Source organism: Haloarcula limicola (assembly GCF_010119205.1).
Classification (GTDB): Archaea; Halobacteriota; Halobacteria; order Halobacteriales; family Haloarculaceae; genus Haloarcula; species Haloarcula limicola.
In genome coordinates this window covers 766479-783529 of sequence record NZ_WRXM01000001.1, presented here as the reverse complement: position 1 = coordinate 783529, position 17051 = coordinate 766479, and the positions used below count along the sequence as shown (strand labels likewise).

Here is a 17051-nt window from a genome sequence, read left to right as displayed (position 1 = left end):
CGGCCCGATAAAGCTCAGCCCAGTCCGCCGGCGGACTCAGGGGGTGACGACGAGTTTGCCGAGGAAGCTCTCTTCGAGCACGTCCCGGTGTGCGTCGGCAACCTCGGCGAGATTGTACGTCTGCGCGACTTCGGCGGTGAGGTGGTCGTCTTCGAGGAGCGTCGCCAGCGACGCGAGCACCCCGCCGAAGTCGGGCGCGTTGAACATCAGGACGTGGTGGACCGACAGCGACTTCGACCGGCAGTTCGGGACGCTCTCGAACGTGGCCGCCGCGTCGCCGTTGCCGATGGCGGCGACCCGCCCGCCCTGTGCGGCCACCTCGGCGTCGAACGAGAGGTAGTCGTCGAGGCGGTGGTCCAGGATCACGTCCGGGCGACCGGCCGCGACGACGGCGTCCGCGAGGTCGTCCCGGGAGTAGTCCAACACGTCGTCGGCACCCAGTTCGCGGAGCCGGTCGTGATACGTCGGCGAGGCCGTCGTGGTGACCCGCGCGCCGCTCGCGGCGGCGAGCTGGACGGCGACGTGACCGACGCCGCCGCTTCCCCCGTGAATCAGGGCGCGCTCGGCGGGTTTCAGCGAGCAGGCGGCGACCAGCGACTCCCACGCCGTGACGCCGACCAGGGCGATCGCCGCCCCGGTCTCGAAGTCGACGCTCTCGGGCAGGCGAGCCAGGTGGGATTCGGGGACAACGGCGTACTCGGCACAGGTCCCCTGGAGCCAGTTGCCGAGGCCGGTGGCGAAGACGCGGTCGCCCTCGGCGTACTCCGAGACCGACTCGCCGATCGCGGCGACCGTGCCAGCGCAGTCCGACCCCGGAATCCACGGGAGGTCGCCCGGTTCGTAGCCGCCCTCGCGGAAGTAGGTGTCGACGGGGTTGACCGCCGCGGCCTCGACGTCGACCAGTACCTCGTCCGCCCCCGGTTCCGGCCGCTGGATCTCGTCGACCGTGAGGACGTCCGGTCCGCCGTATTCGTGAAATCTGACAGCGCGCATGTCCGGCGGGTCACGGGGTACGGATAAAAAGAATGCGGGCGATCGACGGAGCGGAGTCCGTACCGAGCGTACACTGTCCAGTTATTCACCGCATAGCGAACACTTTCCCCTATTTTTCGAGGCTCCGACCCGAGGCGGACCTGCCGGCCGCTCACCGTCGAGTGCGGACCGCACAAAAGAACGGAGTCGGAAACGGAAGCAGCGACGTGGCCGTCAGTGGATGCCCATCGCTTCGATCTGCTCTTGATACCGGTTCCGGATGGTGACTTCCGTCACCTGCGCGACGTCCGCGACCTCGCGCTGGGTCTTCTTCTCGTTGCAGAGCAGGGACGCGGCGTAGATGGCCGCGGCGGCGTAGCCCGTGGGGGACTTCCCCGAGAGCAGGCCCTGCTCGGCCGTCGTGTCGATGATCTCGTTGGCCTTCGACTGGACCTCCTCGGAGAGTTCGAGCTCCGAGGCGAACCGGGGGACGTACTGCTTGGGGTCTACCGGCTCCATCTTGAGTTCGAGCTCCTGGGCGACGTAGCGATACGTTCGCCCGATCTCCTTCTGCTCGACTCGGGAGACGTCCGAGACCTCTTCGAGGCTCCGCGGGATGCCCTCCTGTCGGCAGGCGGCGTACAGGCAGGCCGTCGCCACGCCCTCGATGGAGCGGCCGCGGATGAGGTCCTCGTTGAGCGCGCGTCGGTAGATGACCGAGGCGACCTCTCGCACCGAGCGCGGGACACCCAGCGCCGAGGCCATGCGGTCGATCTCCGAGAGCGCGAACTGGAGGTTGCGCTCGCCGGCGTCTTTCGTCCGGATGCGCTCTTGCCACTTTCGCAGGCGGTGCATCTGGGAGCGCTTCTCCGAGGAGAGCGACCGACCGTAGGCGTCCTTGTCCTTCCAGTCGATCTGGGTGGTCAGCCCCTTGTCGTGCATCGTCTGGGTCGTCGGCGCGCCGACGCGTGACTTCGATTGGCGCTCGGAGTGATTGAACGCGCGCCACTCCGGCCCGCGGTCGATGTTCTCGTCCTCGATGACGAGGCCGCAGTCCTCACAGACGAGTTCACCACCGCCGTCGCTGGTGATGGATTCCGACTCACACTCCGGACAGGTCTGCTGACCTGTGTCCTCGGACTCCTGCTCACGCTCCTGCTGGTCCGTTTCCCGCTGGCGCGTCGGCCTTTCCATGTGTTCTTTTACGGAGAACGGCCTATCACGTATAAATGTTTTGGCTAAGGCAGTGCATTACCCCGGGTAAGTGCCTGCTACTGGTGTCGAATCGGGGGCACATCGGCGGTGCGTAAAGGTTTAACCGGGGGGCGGCCGGTGGTAGTGGCATGAATGTGGCCGTACTGGGGGCTGGCCCGCGCGGGCGCAACGCCACCCGCAGGTGCCTGCGCGCGGGACACGAGGTACGCTTGTACGACTCGGACGCCCACGCCGTCATGGACAGCATCGACGCTGTCGGACAGCGGCTTCCGGAACGCGAGATCAGCGACCACGTCGACGGGACGACGGGGCTGCAGAGCGCGGTCTCAGGCGTCGACCTCGTCCTCGATACGACGGCCGGTGACGTAGACGAACGCCGCGAACTGCTCACCGAGGTCGAACAGTTCGTAGCCGACGAGACGATCCTCGTCAGCGAGACGGAGGAATCGGTCACCGCCGTCGCCACCGGACTAGAGCGACCCGGGCGCGCCGCGGGTCTCCACTTCGTCGAGCCGGCGGAGTCCGGACTCGTCGAAGTGATTCTCGCCGACCAGACGACCGACGCCACGCGCGAACGTGTTCGCGAGTTCGTCGAGGAACTGGGCGGCGTCCCGCTGGCCGTCCGAGACGCGCCGGGATTCGCCGCGGCGCGCCTCGAACTCGCCGAACTGGTCGAGGCGATACGCGTCGTCGAATCCGGCGTCGCTACCGTTCCCGACGCGGACCTCGCGGCGACGCGAACGGAAGAGGAGCGCGGCCCGCTCGCTCGGGCGGACGAACGCGGACTCGACGGCGTCCTCGAATCGCTCGATCGCCTCGCGTCGACCCTCGACGACCGCTTCGAACCGCCGGCGCTCCTCCGTCAGCGAGTCGCCGACGGCCACCTCGGGAAATCGACCGGCGAGGGGTTCTACGTCTGGAAGAACGGCGAGCCGTCCTCGGCCGCGGAGCTGGGTCAGCGCGACGCCGCCCCCGGTGACGACTCCGACGAGGGATGACCGACGACCGGCCCGAAACTGACGACGGCGACGGACTCAACGAACTGTTCGACGAACTCGAAGAGCTGGAGGAGATCGTCGACAGCGAGACCGAGCGCGAGCAGGTCCGCGAGGCGATGCGGGCGGCGACGGCGGCACAGGACCGCGATCCCGTCGTCTTCGGCCGCGTCATCTGGGGCTTCGACCGCGAGGACTTCGCCGAGGCCGTCCTCGGGTCGCTCCTCTTCGGTATCCCGATGGCCGTCGAAGGGGGCACGATAGATGCGGGTCAGCATATCGCGAGGCATCCGCTGTACTTCTTCGGAACGCTGACGGCGGCGGTAGCGATGGTGTTCGGTATCCTCTACGTCGCGGACTTTCAGGACGTCCGGGTCGCCAATCGCATCCTGGGAATCGTCCCGCGCCGTCTCGCGGTCGTCACGGCTACCGCGTTCGCTGTCTCCGTGGCACTCCTGACCGGGTGGGGGTTGGTCGAATGGTCGACGGACCCCATCGTCGTCTGGCAGTCGCTCTGTACGTGTACCGTGGCCTTCGTCCCGATGGCCATCGGCGCGGCGCTGGGCGACATCCTCCCCGGCAGCTGATTCGCGCCGACCTGTCGGGAGTCCGTGGCACCGAGTCCCGCTGACGGCGACGTTTGGCAACCGTTAAAAGCCGCGGTCGGATACGGGGTGGTATGAGCGAGAGCCAGCAGAAGCGGACGCAGAAGTGCGTCTCGTGTGGCATCAACATCGCCGGCAACAACGCCGCGGCGTTCAAGTGCCCGGACTGCGGGCAGCAGATCTACCGCTGTTCGACCTGCCGGAAGCAGAGCAACCTCTACAAGTGTCCTGACTGCGGCTTCACGGGGCCATAACGATGGGGAAGGTAGCCGCCAAGATCAAGGTCATGCCGGAGAGCCCGGACGTCGACCTCGACGACCTCCAGGAGCGCCTCGAAGGGTCGCTTCCCGAGGGAGCGAAGATCAAGGGCTTCGAGCGCGACGACGTCGCGTTCGGTCTCGTCGCCCTCTTCCCGACGGTCATCATCCCCGACGAAGCCGGTGGGACCGACGCCGTCGAGGAAGCGTTCGCGGACGTCGACGGCGTCGAGTCGGTCGACGTCGACACCGTCGGCCGCCTGTAAGCGACTGGCTCCCGTTTTCGCGTTCTCCGACCGGCCAGTGACGACTGCGTGTAAGCGACCACGCCGGTTCCACCGGTCACGCAGTTCTCGACGCAGTTCTGGACCCCCACTCGCGGACGTAGAACGCACGTTTTATTACGGCGACCGGACAAGCGATGGGCAAGAATGCCTAGTTCAAACGGTCCTCTCGAAGGAACTCGCGACAAGCTCAAGAACGACGCCCGAGAACGCGGTACGTCCCCGCCCCAGCGCTCCGTCGAGCAGTTCGAGGAGGACGAGAAGGTCCACCTGAAGATCGACCCCTCGGTCCCCGACGGCCGCTTCCACCCGCGATTCAACGGCCTGACCGGCACCGTCCTCGGCGAGCAGGGCACGGCCTACAAGGTCGAGATCGTCGACGGCGGCAAGACGAAGACGGTCATCGCCAAGCCCGCACACCTGCGTCGGCAAGAGAACTGAGATGACCATCTTCAAAGCGAAGCTCGACGAGGAGTACCTCACCCTCGCCGAGACCAAAGCGGTGCTCGAAGACCTCGAAGTCGAGCGGGCGGCCGACGAGGACCGCGAGATGCGCTACGAGCTCAAGCGGGCCATCGAGCACGTCAACCGCTTCGCCTTACTCGACCCCGAGGAGTCCCGCGAGTTCGTCTCGCAACTGCGGGAACTGGAGAAGGTCGACGAGCCGACCGCCTACAAGATAGCGAACCTGCGGCCCCTCGACCGGGACGAGCTTCGCGCGGTCTTCGCCCAGGAGCGGTACACACTCTCGGGCGACGAACTCGACGAGATTCTCGATATCGTCAGGCAGTACGCCTGATAGAGACGACGGGCGGTCGTACGGCAGTCTCCCGTTTCTGTCCGCTCATCCACGGCCATTAAGTGTACTCTCGTCGTATCGCAGCGCATGACCAACACGGAGAGCGGTGGTGACGAGATGGTCGCGGCGGTCCTCGATCTCCTCCCGCGCGGACGGAGCGACGACGACCGGCCACAGCACCAGAAAGAGCCGCTCGCGTTCGTTCTCGATATCGATGAGTTCTATCTCTACGAGCTCGTTCTCGACGACGACCACGACGTCTCTATCGGCGACCGGGTCGACCTCACGGCGTTCGGTCGGGTGAACGAAATCGAGTACGAGGAGCTGCCGAGCAGCGCGCAGTCCGAGATCGACTACGCCGTCGAGGAGATCGTCGAGGCCGACGAACGGCGCTTCGTCGACTTCTACAACGACGCCCAGCCGATCACGCTGCGACTCCACCAGTTGAATCTCCTGCCCGGGATCGGGAAGAAACTGCGGAACACGATTCTCGACGAGCGAAAGCGCCAGCCCTTCGAGAGCTTCGAGGAGCTCGAAGAGCGCGTCGGCGGTCTCCACAATCCCGAAGAGGTACTCGTAGAGCGCATTCTCGAAGAGCTGCGCGAAGACGACCTGAAGTATCGGACGTTCGTTCGCCGAAGCGAGCAGGGCGAAGCCGAGTGAAACGAGGCTTCGAAGCGAAGCGGGGAGCAGAGCGACCCGCAGAGCAGGGCGAGGCAGATAGCTGAGCGGAGCCAAGCTATCTGCCTCGAAGCGGAACGGGGAGTGAAACGACCCGTGGAGCAGGGCGAGGCGGAGTTCGTCCCTCACTCCGCCTCGGGGCGAAACGGCGATCGTAGGGAGCCGTAGAGCAGGGCGAGGCAGATAGCTAAGTCGGCCAGCGAGTAGGCGACCTTTTCAATCGCCGACCGCCTACGGAGACGCAATGACCGACACGCAGACCGGGCGTCGCAACCCCGACGCGCTCGTCCGCCGAGCGGGCAAGCGGGCCGACACCCGACAGGACCAGCACTTCCTCGTCGACGACCGAGTGCTCGATCGCATCCCCGAGTACGCCGTCGAAGCGGACGTAGACCTCTCTCACGTCCTCGAGATCGGCGGCGGTCCCGGCGCGCTGACCGACCGCTTGCTCGGCCACGCCGAGGAGGTGACCGTCGTCGAACGCGACCCGGACTTCGCGGCGCACCTCCGCGAGGAGTTCGCCGCCGAGCGAGCGGCGGACCGGCTGACCGTCCGCGAAGGCGACGCGCTCGACGTCTCGCTGCCGGAGTTCACGGCCAGCATCTCGAATCTCCCCTACGGCGCGTCCTCCGAGATCGCGTTTCGACTCCTCCCGCGGAAGCGACCGCTCGTCCTGATGTTCCAGCGGGAGTTCGCCGAGCGGATGGCCGCCGAGCCCGGCACAGACGACTACGGCCGCCTCTCCGTGACGGCGGGCCACTACGCCGACGTGGATGTCGTCGAGACGGTTCCCAAGGAGGCGTTCGACCCGCAGCCGCGCGTGACGAGCGCGCTCGTGCGGACGACGCCGCGGGAACCGGCGTACACGGTGCCCGACGACGCCTTCTTCATGGACTTCCTGAAGGGGGTGTTCACCCAGCGCCGGAAGACGATGCGCAACGCCGTCCGGAACACCGCCCATATCTCGGGACTGGGCGACCCCGACGCCGTCGTCGAGGCGGCCGACGAGGACCTGATGAGCGCCCGCGCCGGGAATCTCGCGCCGGCGGACTTCGCCGACCTGGCGACGTTGGCCTACGAAGTCGGCGAGCCGGAGGCGTGAGGATGAGGGAGGGTGAGCGAACCAGCGACGCAGACGACACAGGAGGCCCGGACGACGTGACTCACACCGGCGGTCGGCCCGCGCTGGCCGATCGGCGCGACGTGGAGTCCGTGTATCAACCGGCGGAGGACTCCGATCTGTTGGCGCGGGCGGCGTCCGAGCGGGTGGGCGCGGGCGACAGGGTCCTCGACGTGGGCACCGGATCGGGCTACGTCGCGGCGACGATGGCCGAGGCGGGGGCCGAGAGCGTCGGCGCGGACGTGAACCCGCTCGCGTGTCGGCAGGCCCGGGAAAACGGCGTGCGGGTCGTCCGCGGCGACCTGCTCGAACCGTTCCGCGACGGCGTCTTCGACCTCGTGACGTTCAATCCGCCGTATCTCCCGACGCCGGAAGAGGAGGAGTGGGACGACTGGATGGAACACGCCCTCTCGGGCGGCGAAGACGGTCGCCGCCTCGTCGACCCGTTTCTGGCGTCCGTCGGTCGCGTCCTCGCGCCCGACGGCGCGGCGCTCTTGCTCGTCAGCAGCCTCACCGACCCCGACGCCGTCCGCGAGTACGGCCGCGAACGCGGACTAGCGAGCGAGCGGGTCGCGAGCGAGAAGCATCCGTACGAGGAGCTCGTCGTCCTGCGGTTCACTCGTCAGTAATTACCATAGGGCATTTTCTCGAATAGGAAATATTAAAGCCCGTCATTTCGTAGGCGGGCGCAATGACAGAGATAGTCGCCACGACCCCCGGTCTGTTCCCGCTGCCGGACTGGGCCAAGGACGAACTGTCCGATCTGAAGGGACACCAGAAGACCGACCTCATCAGCGGTGACGAGGGCGGAGAGATCACGCAGGCCTACGACCGCGCCCGCGAGGAAGTCGTCTCGCTCCAGCAGGAAGCGGGGCTCGACCGCGTCGTCGAGGGCCAGCTCCGGTGGGACGACATGCTCGCTCACCCGCTGGCGGTCCACGACAGCGTCGAGACGCGCGGGATCGTCCGTTACTACGACAACAACAACTTCTACCGAGAGCCGGTCGTGCAGGGCGACCTCTCGGCCGACGGCGACGTCGCCGCCGACCTGAACGCGGCCGCCGAACTCGTCGACGACGGGCTGCAGGCGGTGCTGCCCGGCCCGTACTCGCTCGCGGACCTCGCCACGGACGAGCACTACGGCGACGACGCCGCCTTCCTCGACGCCATCGCCGACTTCCTCGCCGGCGAGGCCGAGCAGTTCCCCGACGTCGAGACGCTGTTCCTGTTGGAACCGTCGCTGGTCGAGAACGCCCCCGAAGACGGGGAGGACGAACGAGCCAGCGAGGCCATCGACACCGTCGCCGACGCCGTCGACGCCGACGTCGTCGCGCACACCTACTGGGGAGCGATCGAGGAGAAGGTGTACGCCCACCTGATGGACGCAGACGTCGAGGCCATCGGCTTCGATCTGATAGCGAACCACGACCAGAACGTCTACAACGTCCAGGAGTACGGCACGAAAGACGACGTGGCGCTCGGCGTCGTCGACGGACAGAACACGCTCGTCGAAGCGCCCGAGACGATTCGCGACCGCATCGACTGGTTCGAACAGCAGACCAACACCGTCTACGACACCGTCTACGCCACCGCGAACACCGAGCTGTTCTATCTTCCCGTCAACAAGTTCGCGGATAAACTACAGTCGCTTGCGAACGCGACGACGCTGGAGGTGGAGGCATAACCATGACTGGACCACGCGAGCAGTTCCGACCGGAGAATCACCCGAACGATCACTTCCTACTGACCACGGTGGTCGGCTCCTACCCCAAGCCGAAGTGGCACGACCGCGCCCGCGAGATGTTCGAGGACGGGGACGCCGACTTCGGCGAGGACGAGTGGGAGGAGTCGAAAGACGACGCCTCGCGGCTCATCACCCACGAACACGAGCGCTCGGGTCTCGACGTCATCTGCGACGGCGAGATGCGCCGCAACGAGATGGTCGAGTACTTCGCCCACCGCATCGACGGCTACGAGTTCAACGGCCGCGTGAAGGTCTGGGGCCACAACTACTTCGATAAGCCCTCGGTCGCCGACGAGGTCGAGTACGGCGAGCAGTGGCTCGTCGAGGAGTTCGAGTTCACCGACGAGGTGGCCGAGCGCCCGGTCAAGGTGCCCATCACCGGCCCCTACACGCTGGCCAACTGGTCGTTCAACGAGGTCTACGACAGCGAGGAGGAACTGGCCTACGAGCTGGCCGACCTCGTCAACGAGGAGATCGAGGCGCTGGTCGAGGCCGGCGCGCGCTACATCCAGATCGACGAACCGGCGCTGGCGACGACGCCGGACGACCACGCCATCGTCGGCGAGTGCCTCGAACGCATCGTCGACGACGTGCCCGAGGACGTCCGCCTCGGCCTGCACGTCTGTTACGGCGACTACTCGCGCATCTACCCCGAGATTCTGGAGTACCCGGTCCACGAGTACGACCTCGAACTCGCCAACGGCGACTACGAGCAGCTCGACGTCTTCAAGGAGCACGAGTTCACGAAGGACTTCGCGATGGGTGTTCTGGACGCTCACACGGCCGAGGTCGAGTCCGTCGAGGAGATAAAGGAGAACATCAAGAAGGGACTGGAGGTCGTTCCGCCGGAGCGACTCACCGTCTCGCCGGACTGCGGCGTGAAACTCCTGCCCCGCGAGGTCGCCTACGGCAAGATGGAGAACATGGTGCAGGCGGCCCGCGAGATCGAGGAGGAACTCGACGCCGGCGAGATCGACGTCGTCGCGAGCGGTGGTGCGGAAGCGAGCGCGGACGACTAGCGGGATTTCTCCGAAATCTCGGAAGCGAGCGGGGAACGGAGTGACCCGTGAGCAGCGAGGTTCTGAGCAGCGAGAGACCGTCGGTCTCTCGGGCAGTCGGGCGGCGGTGTCGCCCGACGACGGAGCGAAGAACCTCGACGTCGAGCAGGCCCCTCTCCGATCGCTCGGACTTCGTTTTGTTGCATCTCTCCGATCGGCCGTCGGTCTCTCACGGCTAACCGCGTTATGCGAATACAGGTCGCACGAGGCGTGGGAAGTGTTATCGGGAGTTCGACGAAAGCCGAAATTACTATCGACCACCGACCACAATTGATTCAGGTAGATTGTCATTTACCGCCGAGAATTGTTTCATCTAAATTGCCGTTGCGGTGGTCTTTAGCGATTCTTTGGCCCGATATTTCACGTAGGAACCATAGAGTGGCAAACAGTGACACTCTGGGAAAGAGTTTAGTCACTCTCGGGTGTTGACTCACGACGAGAGAACATGACTGACGACACACACCTTCGGGCGGAACTGTATCTTCGCGGCGACACGTACGGCACCTTCGACGCCCAACAGCAGGTCCTGAACCGAGTCAAGCGGCTCGAAGCCAACGGCGTGTTCACGGAGTCGATGGTCGCCGGCGAGTGGCAGCGGATCCGGACGATGGCCGAGGACAAGCGGTCGGGCGCGCTGGCGACCTACGAGGAGTTCCGCGACTGGGCCGAGCGCAACGCCACGTCGCTGGAACCGGCCTTCGAACGGCGGACCCGGAGCTACGTCGGGCTGGACCGGGTCGACGACGTCGTCGTCTTCCCGGTCGTCTCGCTGGCGATCTACGACGACACGCAGTTAGAGGCCGTCTTCCCGTGTACCGACGGCGAGTACACCTACACGGTGGGCGACGCGCTGGACGCCTTCGAACGCGGCGACGAGGAGTGGCTCGCGCAGTTCGACACCGTCACCGTCGGCCGCACCGAACCGTGGCTCGAACCCGGCGTCGAGACGACGCCCTAGCCGCGTAGCGCCTCGACCGGTTCTTCGCTGGCGGCTTTCCACGCCGGATAGAGGCCGCTCAGGATGCTCGTCACCACGCCGAAGCCGAACGCCGCGAGCAGATACCACGCGTTGGCCATCCGGAAGACGGCCATCGCGTCGCCGACGGTGTAGTGGTTGATGGCCAGTCCGGCGACGAGGCTGATGAGGACGCCGACGAGCCCGCCGATGACGCCCAGGAGCGTCGCTTCGGTCAGCATCACCTTGAGCACGTCGCGCTTCTGATAGCCGACCGCGCGCAGGACGCCGATCTCCTCTCGGCGCTCGACGGTCGACATCAGCATCACGTTGAGGATGGAGATGCCGGCCACGAACAGCGAGATGGAGGCGATGCCGACGAGGACGGTGTTGATGATCTGGAACTGCTGTTCGATGAGGTCGACTATGTCGCCGAACTCCGTGACGGTGACCCGCTCCTGCCGGCCGTTGAGCGACTCCCGGATCGCCATTGCCGTCTCGTTGGCCTGTGACCCCGACTGAGCGGTGATGTACACCTGCGAGTACCCGCGCTGGTCGAAGCTACTGGCCGGGAGAACGAGCCTGTTCGCCGGGTTGAGCGGCGAGAACGCGTCGCCCGATTCGAGCACCGCGCGCACCCTGACGGCGCTCCCGTTGACGGCGATCGTGCTCCCCGGATGCAAGTCGTGTTGCTCTGCGAGAGCGCTACCGACGAGCGCGCCGGAGCGGAACGGCTCCGGGACGCGTCCCTCGGTAGCGTTGTATACCTCCGCCGGGTTTTGAAGCCCGTAGACTAACTGCGTCGTGTTCTGATTGCGGTCGAAAGCGACCGGTTGGACGCCCTGCTTGACCGGCGACACCGTCGCGTCCGGTCCCGCGGCGCGTCTGATGTCTCTGACGTCCCGTTCCGAGAGCGAATCGAAGCCCGCCTCCTGATTCGGCGAGACGGTCAGCTGGTTGCCGACGCCCCCGAGGTTCTGCGTGAACGAGTACTGCAGCGCGACGCCGAACATCCCGAGCGACGCGATCGCGACGACGCCGATGACGATACCGAGCGACGCCAGCAGCGACCGCATCTTCGTCCGCGTGAGGTTGCGGCTGGCCATCAGCGCCGCGGGGAAGCGGCGATACAGCGGCTCAAGCATCCAATATCTCCTTTCCGACGGTGCCGTCGACGAGGTGGACCGTCCGGTCGACGTACTGATTGACCAGTTCGTCGTGGGTCACCGCGACGATGGCGACGTCCTGTTCGTCGGCGATGCGGCGGAACTCGTCGAGGATCTGCCGACCGGTCTCGCGGTCGAGGCTCCCCGTCGGCTCGTCGGCGAGGACGATCGCCGGGTCGTTGATGAGCGAGCGGGCGATGGCGACGCGCTGTTTCTGCCCGCCCGAGAGCTGGTCGGGTCTGTGGTCGAAGCGGTCGCCGAGGCCGACCCGCGTGAGCAGGTCGCGAGCGCGGGCCGCACGGTCGGGGTCGCGGTCGAACAGGCGCGGGACCTCGACGTTCTCGACGGCGTTCAGCGTCGGCAGGAGGTAGAAGTGCTGGAAGACGAACCCGATGGTCCGCTTCCGGAGGGCGGTCCGCTTGCGGTCGCCGAGGTCGGTCACGTCCCGGCCGTTCAGAATGACTCGGCCCTCCGTCGGCGTCGCTAACAGGCCGAGGATGTTGAGCAGTGTGGACTTCCCGCTCCCGCTGGGCCCCATGATGGAGACGAACTCGCCGGCTTCGAGCGCGAAGTCGATACCGCCGAGGGCCTCCAGCGTCTCGCCGCCGGTCCGGTACCGCTTGACGATGTTTCGGGCGTCGATGACAGTCATATGTCGTCGGGCTCGTCGGAGCGACGGGACCAGCGGATGAGGATGCCGGCGACGACGACCACCGCGACGGCCCCGACGGCGAGTATCGGGAGCAGGCCGCCGCCGCTGTCGTTCGATTGGGCCGGCGTCTGCACCGGTCCGGTCGACGTCGTTCCGGTCTCGACCTGGAACGTCCGCTGCTTGCGGGTCCCGTCTACGAGATAGGACACCTGGACGGGGACCGAGGAGACGTTGCCGGTCGTGCGGGCCGTGACGTCGAAGGAGACGAAGTCCGAGGAGGGGACCGTCCCGACGAAGTAGTCCTTGTTCGGTTCGACGGGCTCGACGTTCTCGGTGGGAGCGACGCCGACGATGACGCTGTTCGCGCTCGACATCCCGACGTTGCTCGCGCTCCCGCTTATCTGGAGGTGACCTCCCTCTCGGCTGACGGAGACGCCGGTCAGCCGGATCGCGCCCGGAACCGAGCGGAGCTGCGCGGTCGTGCCGGCGCTTCGCTGTCGCGTTCCGATCTCGTAGTTCGCGTCGACCGAGACGTCCGCGCTCCCCTCCGACATCGTGGCGTTGAGCCGGACCCGCTTCGAGGAGCCGGCGGGTACCGACGAAACGATCGCCCGCTGGAACGTCGCGTTGGCAGACGAGGCCGTGACGACCACGTCCTCCGCGGGCGCGTTCCCCTGATTGATCACGTCGACGGCCAGAGCGCGGTCGGTGCCGGTGCCGACGCCAGATGCGTCGAGGACGACGCCCTCACGGAGTTCCTCCGTTCGGATCGTCTGCGTCCGCGTCACGGTCCGGTCCGTGCCGCCGGGGACGGTGTAGGAGAGCGTCGCTTCGAGTTCGTGCGCTCCGTCGCTCTCGGGGCGGAACCGGAACGGGGCCGAGGCGGTGTTCCCGGCGGGGAGCGTCGCCAGCACGGTCCGGTCTTCGAGCATCGTGACGCCGTCGCCGGAGACGGTTATCTCGACGTTCGAGACCGGGGTGTCGAGCCCGTTCGCCACGGTGACGGCTCCCGAGGCGGGGACGCCGGCGACCGACTCGTTGGCTCGGACGTCGAGCTGCGGGTGGTTCTCTTCGACCGAGAGCGATATCGGATAGCGCAACTGGACGGACGCGTTCGTGTTCGCGTTCTCGCCGTAGACGATGAGCCGGAGGTTCCGGGTGCCGGCCTCGTCGAAGGTGTGGGTCAGCGGGACCTGTATGTCCGACCCGGGGGATATCGTTCCGACGTCCGTGACGCGTTCGTACTCGGTGATCCCCTGCCCCGACGCCCTTCTGATGGCGATCGCGTTCACCTGTAGCGGCGCGGTACTCGACTGCGCGTTCCGGATCGTCGGCGTGAACGTGATCGACTCGCCGGGCGCCGGGCTGGCGGGCGAGATGGTGACGTTAGACACCGACGCGTCGACGCCCGCACCGGCGACCGTCACCGGGACGACGGCGACGCTCGCTATCAGGACGAGCGCCGTCAGACGCCGCATCGTCCCTCCCTCGCCGGTCGAACGTTCGTTCGAGGTTCGGGCTGGAGGGCGACCTCGCGACAGATGGGGACCTGTTCCATGTGTCTCCGTCCACTCGACTACGATTTATAACTGGTGAAAGTATCCTGTCACGACCGTGAAATTTTCGGCGAGCGACGCGACCGCCGACCGCGACGGTGGCCGGAGACGGCTCTCAGAGCGGGATACCGTCGAGCAACCGCTCGAACTGCTGGCGGTACTGGGCCTCGGCCCGGGCCTGTGCCAAGCCGGACTGCTCGGCGAAGGCGGCCTCGAACCCGGCCATCCGCCACAGCAGCGTCGAGAGCTGATACAGCGGTCGGCGCTCTTCGTAGCCGCCGCCGAACTCCATCGGTCGTTGTTCGAGATAGCCGTCGCGAAACTCCGCGCGGAGCCGCTGGCGGACCTCGGGGTCCCGAAACGACGAGTCGACGAAGAGGAACTCCGTCTGTGCGAGGTTGTACTCGGGGAGGGCCGCCAGCACGTCCTGCCAGTCGAGGACGGCCGTGATCGGCTCGTCGGCCCCGGGGTCGAACAGGAGGTTCGCCGGGCGGAAATCGTCGTGGACGAGCCGCGGCACGCCGTCCTCCGGGACGAGGTCGAGCGCGGGTTCGATGCGCTCTTCGGCCCGTTCGGCCACGTCCGCGAACGGCGTATCGTCGAGCCGAGAGAGGTGCGTCCGAGTCAGCGTCTCGAAGTACTCGCGCCAACTGCCCATCCAGTCTCGGACGATGAGCCGGCCGTCGTGGAGATCGAGGCGACCGAACGCCTCGAAGCCGACCTCGGAGTGCATGTCGCCGAGGACGGCCCCGGCCTGTCGCATGACGCGTCGTCGGTCCTCAGTCGAGAGACCCGCGAACTCCTCGGCCAAGTTCTCGCCGTGGACGCGCTCGGTGACGAAGTAGGGCCGAACGTCCATCTCGGGGTCCTCCTTGAAGACGAGGATGCGCGGCACCGGGACGTCGGTGCGGTCGGCGACGTACTCGTGGAGCTTCGGTTCGACGGCGAAGGGCGCGTCGCCCGCCGGTTTGAACTTCACCACGACCTCGTAGGACTCGCCGCCGTGCCGGAGCGTCACCATGTAGACGTCGCTCTGGTGGCCCCCCGCCGGCGTCTCGAACGAGAACCCCTCGTAGTCGGGACCCGACTCGTCGAGCACCGCTTCGATGTCCCGTTCCGGTGTCGACACTGCAAGCGGGTAGGACGGAGGGCTAAATAAAAGTGTCAGTCGCCTCACTCGGCCGAACTCGGGTCGAAGCCGGGTCCGATTCCGTAGCCGACACTCGCTTGTCGGTGCGGGCGTAACCCCGCACATGCCCGAACTGACGCTGATCGCCGGCGTCGCCCGGACCGGCGCCATCGGCGACGGCGAGACGATCCCGTGGTACTACGAGGAAGACGAGACGCAGTACAAGGAGCGCGTCGCTGACCATCCCGTCGTCGTCGGGCGGCGGACCCACGAGGGGATGAGTCGGATCCGGGGCACCCACCCGGTCGTCGTCACTCGAAACCCGGACAGGTACGACGAGGAGGGGGTGACTTACGTCTCGACTGTCGCGGACGCGGTCGACGCCGTCGCGGCGCGCGACGAGCGGGGCTACGTCATCGGCGGGCAGTCCGTCTACTCGATGTTTCTCCCCTACGCCGACCGAGCGCTCGTCTCCGAACTGCCCGAGTACGAGGTGGGGAGCCGCGTCTTCCCCTACCTCGGGACCGACTGGACCGTGACCGCCCGCCACGCCTACGACACCTTCGACGTCGTCGAGTACGTCCACGACGACCCCCGCTCGCCGCCGAGCGGCGAGTGAGCGGGGCGCGTCCTTCGATATCATCAACCCTTAGCTACTCCGGTCCGTTCGGACGGACATGCAAACGGTCGAGGCGGCAGGGTTGGGAATTGGTGACGACCACCCGCCCCGCATCATGGGGGTACTGAACGTCAGCGAGGAGTCGCCGTACGACCCGTCGGTCTACGACGACCCGAGCGAGGCCGCCGCGTACGTCGACGAGGAACTCGTCGCGGAGGGAGCGGACATCGTCGATATCGGGCTCGAATCGGCGAACAAGCGCCTGGACGTGCTCACGCCCGAGCAGGAACTGGCGCGGCTGGACACCGCCGTCGAAACCATCGAGTCGGTGAGCGGCGACGCCGTCTTCTCGATCGAGACGCGCTACGCCGAGGTCGCCGACGCGGCGCTGAAGCGGGGCTTCGACATGGTCAACGACATCTGCGGCTTCGCGGATCCGGAGATGCCGGCGGTCTGTCGTGAGCACGACGCCGCCGTCGCCAAGATGGCGAGCCCGCCGGACCTCGCGCGGCCCGGCGCGGTCGAGGAGACCGACTGGGAAGCGGCCCGCTCCCCGGAGTGGGCCGAGCGCGCCGACTACGTCGACGAGATATACGCGGCGCTGGAACAGAACGGCTTCACCGACAAGACCATCGTCGACCCCGCTTTCGGCGGGTGGAGCGAGGAAAAGACCCTGGAAGACGACCGCGAGACGTTCCGCCGCCTTCGGGAGTTCCGCGGTCACGCCCGTCCGATACTCGTCTCCATCAACCGCAAGAACTTCCTGAAGTCCGTCGCCGACCGCTCGACCGAAGACGCGCTGCCGGTCAGCCTCGCCGCCACGTCGATGGCGGTCGAACGCGGCGCGCACGTCGTTCGCACGCACGACGTGGCCGAGACGCGGGACGCGGCGCTCGTCGGAGAGGCGTTCACCGAGCGCTCGCGCGTCGTTCGAGACGGCGTCACGGTGAGCGAACTGGACGTCCGCCGGCCGATGGAGGTCGCTCGTCACCTCGAACGCATCGGTGCGGACGGGGACGCGAGCGAGGCGTACGTCGGCCGGGTCTTCGAAGTGAACGGGCTCGACTCCGAGTCCGTGGACGAACTGCTGACCGTCGCCGAGAGGGCCGGTCTCGTCGTCCGAGTGGGAGAGAGCGGCCTCCTCGTCGGCGGCCGCCTCGACGCGCTGCGGGAGGCGACGGCGCGGCTCCCGGAGACGGCGGCGTTCGAACCGCTCGCCGAGGCGCTCGACCCATGACTGACCG

The 17051-nt window shown here is 66.9% G+C and carries 20 protein-coding genes; 14 read left to right on the top strand and 6 right to left on the bottom strand.

Going from position 1 to position 17051, the window contains the following annotated elements:
* Positions 1 to 36: 36 nt before the first annotated feature.
* Together GO488_RS04040 and GO488_RS04035 are read right to left on the bottom strand one after the other, a co-directional pair.
* Positions 37 to 993 carry an NADPH:quinone reductase gene (locus GO488_RS04040; RefSeq protein WP_162316509.1) on the bottom strand — a complete coding sequence of 319 codons (957 nt, stop codon included), beginning with the start codon at positions 991 to 993 and terminating at the stop codon, positions 37 to 39.
* Between the two features lie 213 nt (positions 994 to 1206).
* Positions 1207 to 2166 carry a transcription initiation factor IIB gene (locus GO488_RS04035; protein ID WP_135302450.1) on the bottom strand — a complete coding sequence of 320 codons (960 nt, stop codon included), beginning with the start codon at positions 2164 to 2166 and terminating at the stop codon, positions 1207 to 1209.
* A 149-nt stretch (positions 2167 to 2315) separates the two neighbouring features.
* Here GO488_RS04035 and GO488_RS04030 point away from each other — a divergent pair, with 149 nt between their 5' ends.
* The 12 genes from GO488_RS04030 to GO488_RS03975 all read left to right on the top strand — a co-directional run bounded on the left by GO488_RS04030 (position 2316) and on the right by GO488_RS03975 (position 10688).
* Positions 2316 to 3185: a 3-hydroxyacyl-CoA dehydrogenase family protein gene (locus GO488_RS04030; protein ID WP_162316508.1), complete on the top strand. Its 870-nt coding sequence runs from the start codon at positions 2316 to 2318 to the stop codon at positions 3183 to 3185.
* Positions 3182 to 3769 carry a DUF2391 domain-containing protein gene (locus GO488_RS04025; RefSeq protein ID WP_162316507.1) on the top strand — a complete coding sequence of 196 codons (588 nt, stop codon included), beginning with the start codon at positions 3182 to 3184 and terminating at the stop codon, positions 3767 to 3769. The genes GO488_RS04030 and GO488_RS04025 overlap by 4 nt, the downstream gene beginning before the upstream one ends.
* A 92-nt stretch (positions 3770 to 3861) precedes the next feature.
* Complete coding sequence (locus tag GO488_RS04020) at positions 3862 to 4041, top strand: HVO_2753 family zinc finger protein (RefSeq protein WP_135302453.1); 180 nt, start codon at positions 3862 to 3864, stop codon at positions 4039 to 4041.
* 2 nt (positions 4042 to 4043) lie between these two features.
* Positions 4044 to 4310 carry an elongation factor 1-beta gene (locus GO488_RS04015; RefSeq protein ID WP_162316506.1) on the top strand — a complete coding sequence of 89 codons (267 nt, stop codon included), beginning with the start codon at positions 4044 to 4046 and terminating at the stop codon, positions 4308 to 4310.
* 165 nt (positions 4311 to 4475) lie between these two features.
* A complete protein-coding gene (locus GO488_RS04010) occupies positions 4476 to 4769 on the top strand; it encodes a 50S ribosomal protein L21e (protein ID WP_162316505.1) in 294 nt (97 codons plus the stop codon).
* Between the two features lies 1 nt (position 4770).
* Positions 4771 to 5127 (top strand): RNA polymerase Rpb4 family protein, encoded by a 357-nt coding sequence (locus tag GO488_RS04005; RefSeq protein WP_162316504.1) that lies wholly within the window; start codon positions 4771 to 4773, stop codon positions 5125 to 5127.
* 87 nt (positions 5128 to 5214) lie between these two features.
* On the top strand, positions 5215 to 5790 hold the full coding sequence (locus GO488_RS04000; protein ID WP_162316503.1) for a DUF655 domain-containing protein: 576 nt from the start codon (positions 5215 to 5217) through the stop codon (positions 5788 to 5790).
* A gap of 262 nt (positions 5791 to 6052) precedes the next feature.
* Positions 6053 to 6910, top strand: coding sequence for a 16S ribosomal RNA methyltransferase A (locus GO488_RS03995; protein ID WP_162316502.1), 858 nt, complete (start codon positions 6053 to 6055; stop codon positions 6908 to 6910).
* Positions 6911 to 6912: 2 nt separating this feature from the next.
* The gene (locus tag GO488_RS03990; protein WP_162316501.1) at positions 6913 to 7557 is read left to right on the top strand and encodes a HemK2/MTQ2 family protein methyltransferase; all 645 of its coding nucleotides are present in this window, start codon (positions 6913 to 6915) and stop codon (positions 7555 to 7557) included.
* Between the two features lie 62 nt (positions 7558 to 7619).
* The gene (locus GO488_RS03985; protein WP_162316500.1) at positions 7620 to 8612 is read left to right on the top strand and encodes a 5-methyltetrahydropteroyltriglutamate--homocysteine methyltransferase; all 993 of its coding nucleotides are present in this window, start codon (positions 7620 to 7622) and stop codon (positions 8610 to 8612) included.
* Positions 8613 to 8614: 2 nt separating this feature from the next.
* Positions 8615 to 9691: a methionine synthase gene (locus tag GO488_RS03980; RefSeq protein ID WP_162316499.1), complete on the top strand. Its 1077-nt coding sequence runs from the start codon at positions 8615 to 8617 to the stop codon at positions 9689 to 9691.
* 484 nt (positions 9692 to 10175) lie between these two features.
* Positions 10176 to 10688 (top strand): HTH domain-containing protein, encoded by a 513-nt coding sequence (locus tag GO488_RS03975; RefSeq protein ID WP_162316498.1) that lies wholly within the window; start codon positions 10176 to 10178, stop codon positions 10686 to 10688.
* Here GO488_RS03975 and GO488_RS03970 read toward each other — a convergent pair.
* The 4 genes from GO488_RS03970 to GO488_RS03955 all read right to left on the bottom strand — a co-directional run bounded on the left by GO488_RS03970 (position 10685) and on the right by GO488_RS03955 (position 15188).
* Positions 10685 to 11830 carry an ABC transporter permease gene (locus GO488_RS03970; RefSeq protein WP_241692888.1) on the bottom strand — a complete coding sequence of 382 codons (1146 nt, stop codon included), beginning with the start codon at positions 11828 to 11830 and terminating at the stop codon, positions 10685 to 10687. The genes GO488_RS03975 and GO488_RS03970 overlap by 4 nt on opposite strands.
* Complete coding sequence (locus GO488_RS03965) at positions 11823 to 12503, bottom strand: ABC transporter ATP-binding protein (RefSeq protein ID WP_162316497.1); 681 nt, start codon at positions 12501 to 12503, stop codon at positions 11823 to 11825. Before GO488_RS03965 ends, GO488_RS03970 begins: the two co-directional genes overlap by 8 nt.
* The gene (locus tag GO488_RS03960) at positions 12500 to 13981 is read right to left on the bottom strand and encodes a COG1361 family protein (RefSeq protein ID WP_162316496.1); all 1482 of its coding nucleotides are present in this window, start codon (positions 13979 to 13981) and stop codon (positions 12500 to 12502) included. Before GO488_RS03960 ends, GO488_RS03965 begins: the two co-directional genes overlap by 4 nt.
* A gap of 193 nt (positions 13982 to 14174) precedes the next feature.
* Positions 14175 to 15188 carry a phosphotransferase family protein gene (locus GO488_RS03955; RefSeq protein ID WP_162316495.1) on the bottom strand — a complete coding sequence of 338 codons (1014 nt, stop codon included), beginning with the start codon at positions 15186 to 15188 and terminating at the stop codon, positions 14175 to 14177.
* 124 nt (positions 15189 to 15312) lie between these two features.
* Here GO488_RS03955 and GO488_RS03950 point away from each other — a divergent pair, with 124 nt between their 5' ends.
* Entirely contained in the window at positions 15313 to 15807 is a 495-nt protein-coding gene (locus GO488_RS03950; RefSeq protein ID WP_162316494.1) for a dihydrofolate reductase, read from the top strand.
* Positions 15808 to 15865: 58 nt separating this feature from the next.
* Positions 15866 to 17044 (top strand): dihydropteroate synthase, encoded by a 1179-nt coding sequence (gene folP / locus GO488_RS03945; RefSeq protein WP_162316493.1) that lies wholly within the window; start codon positions 15866 to 15868, stop codon positions 17042 to 17044.
* Positions 17045 to 17051: the final 7 nt, after the last annotated feature.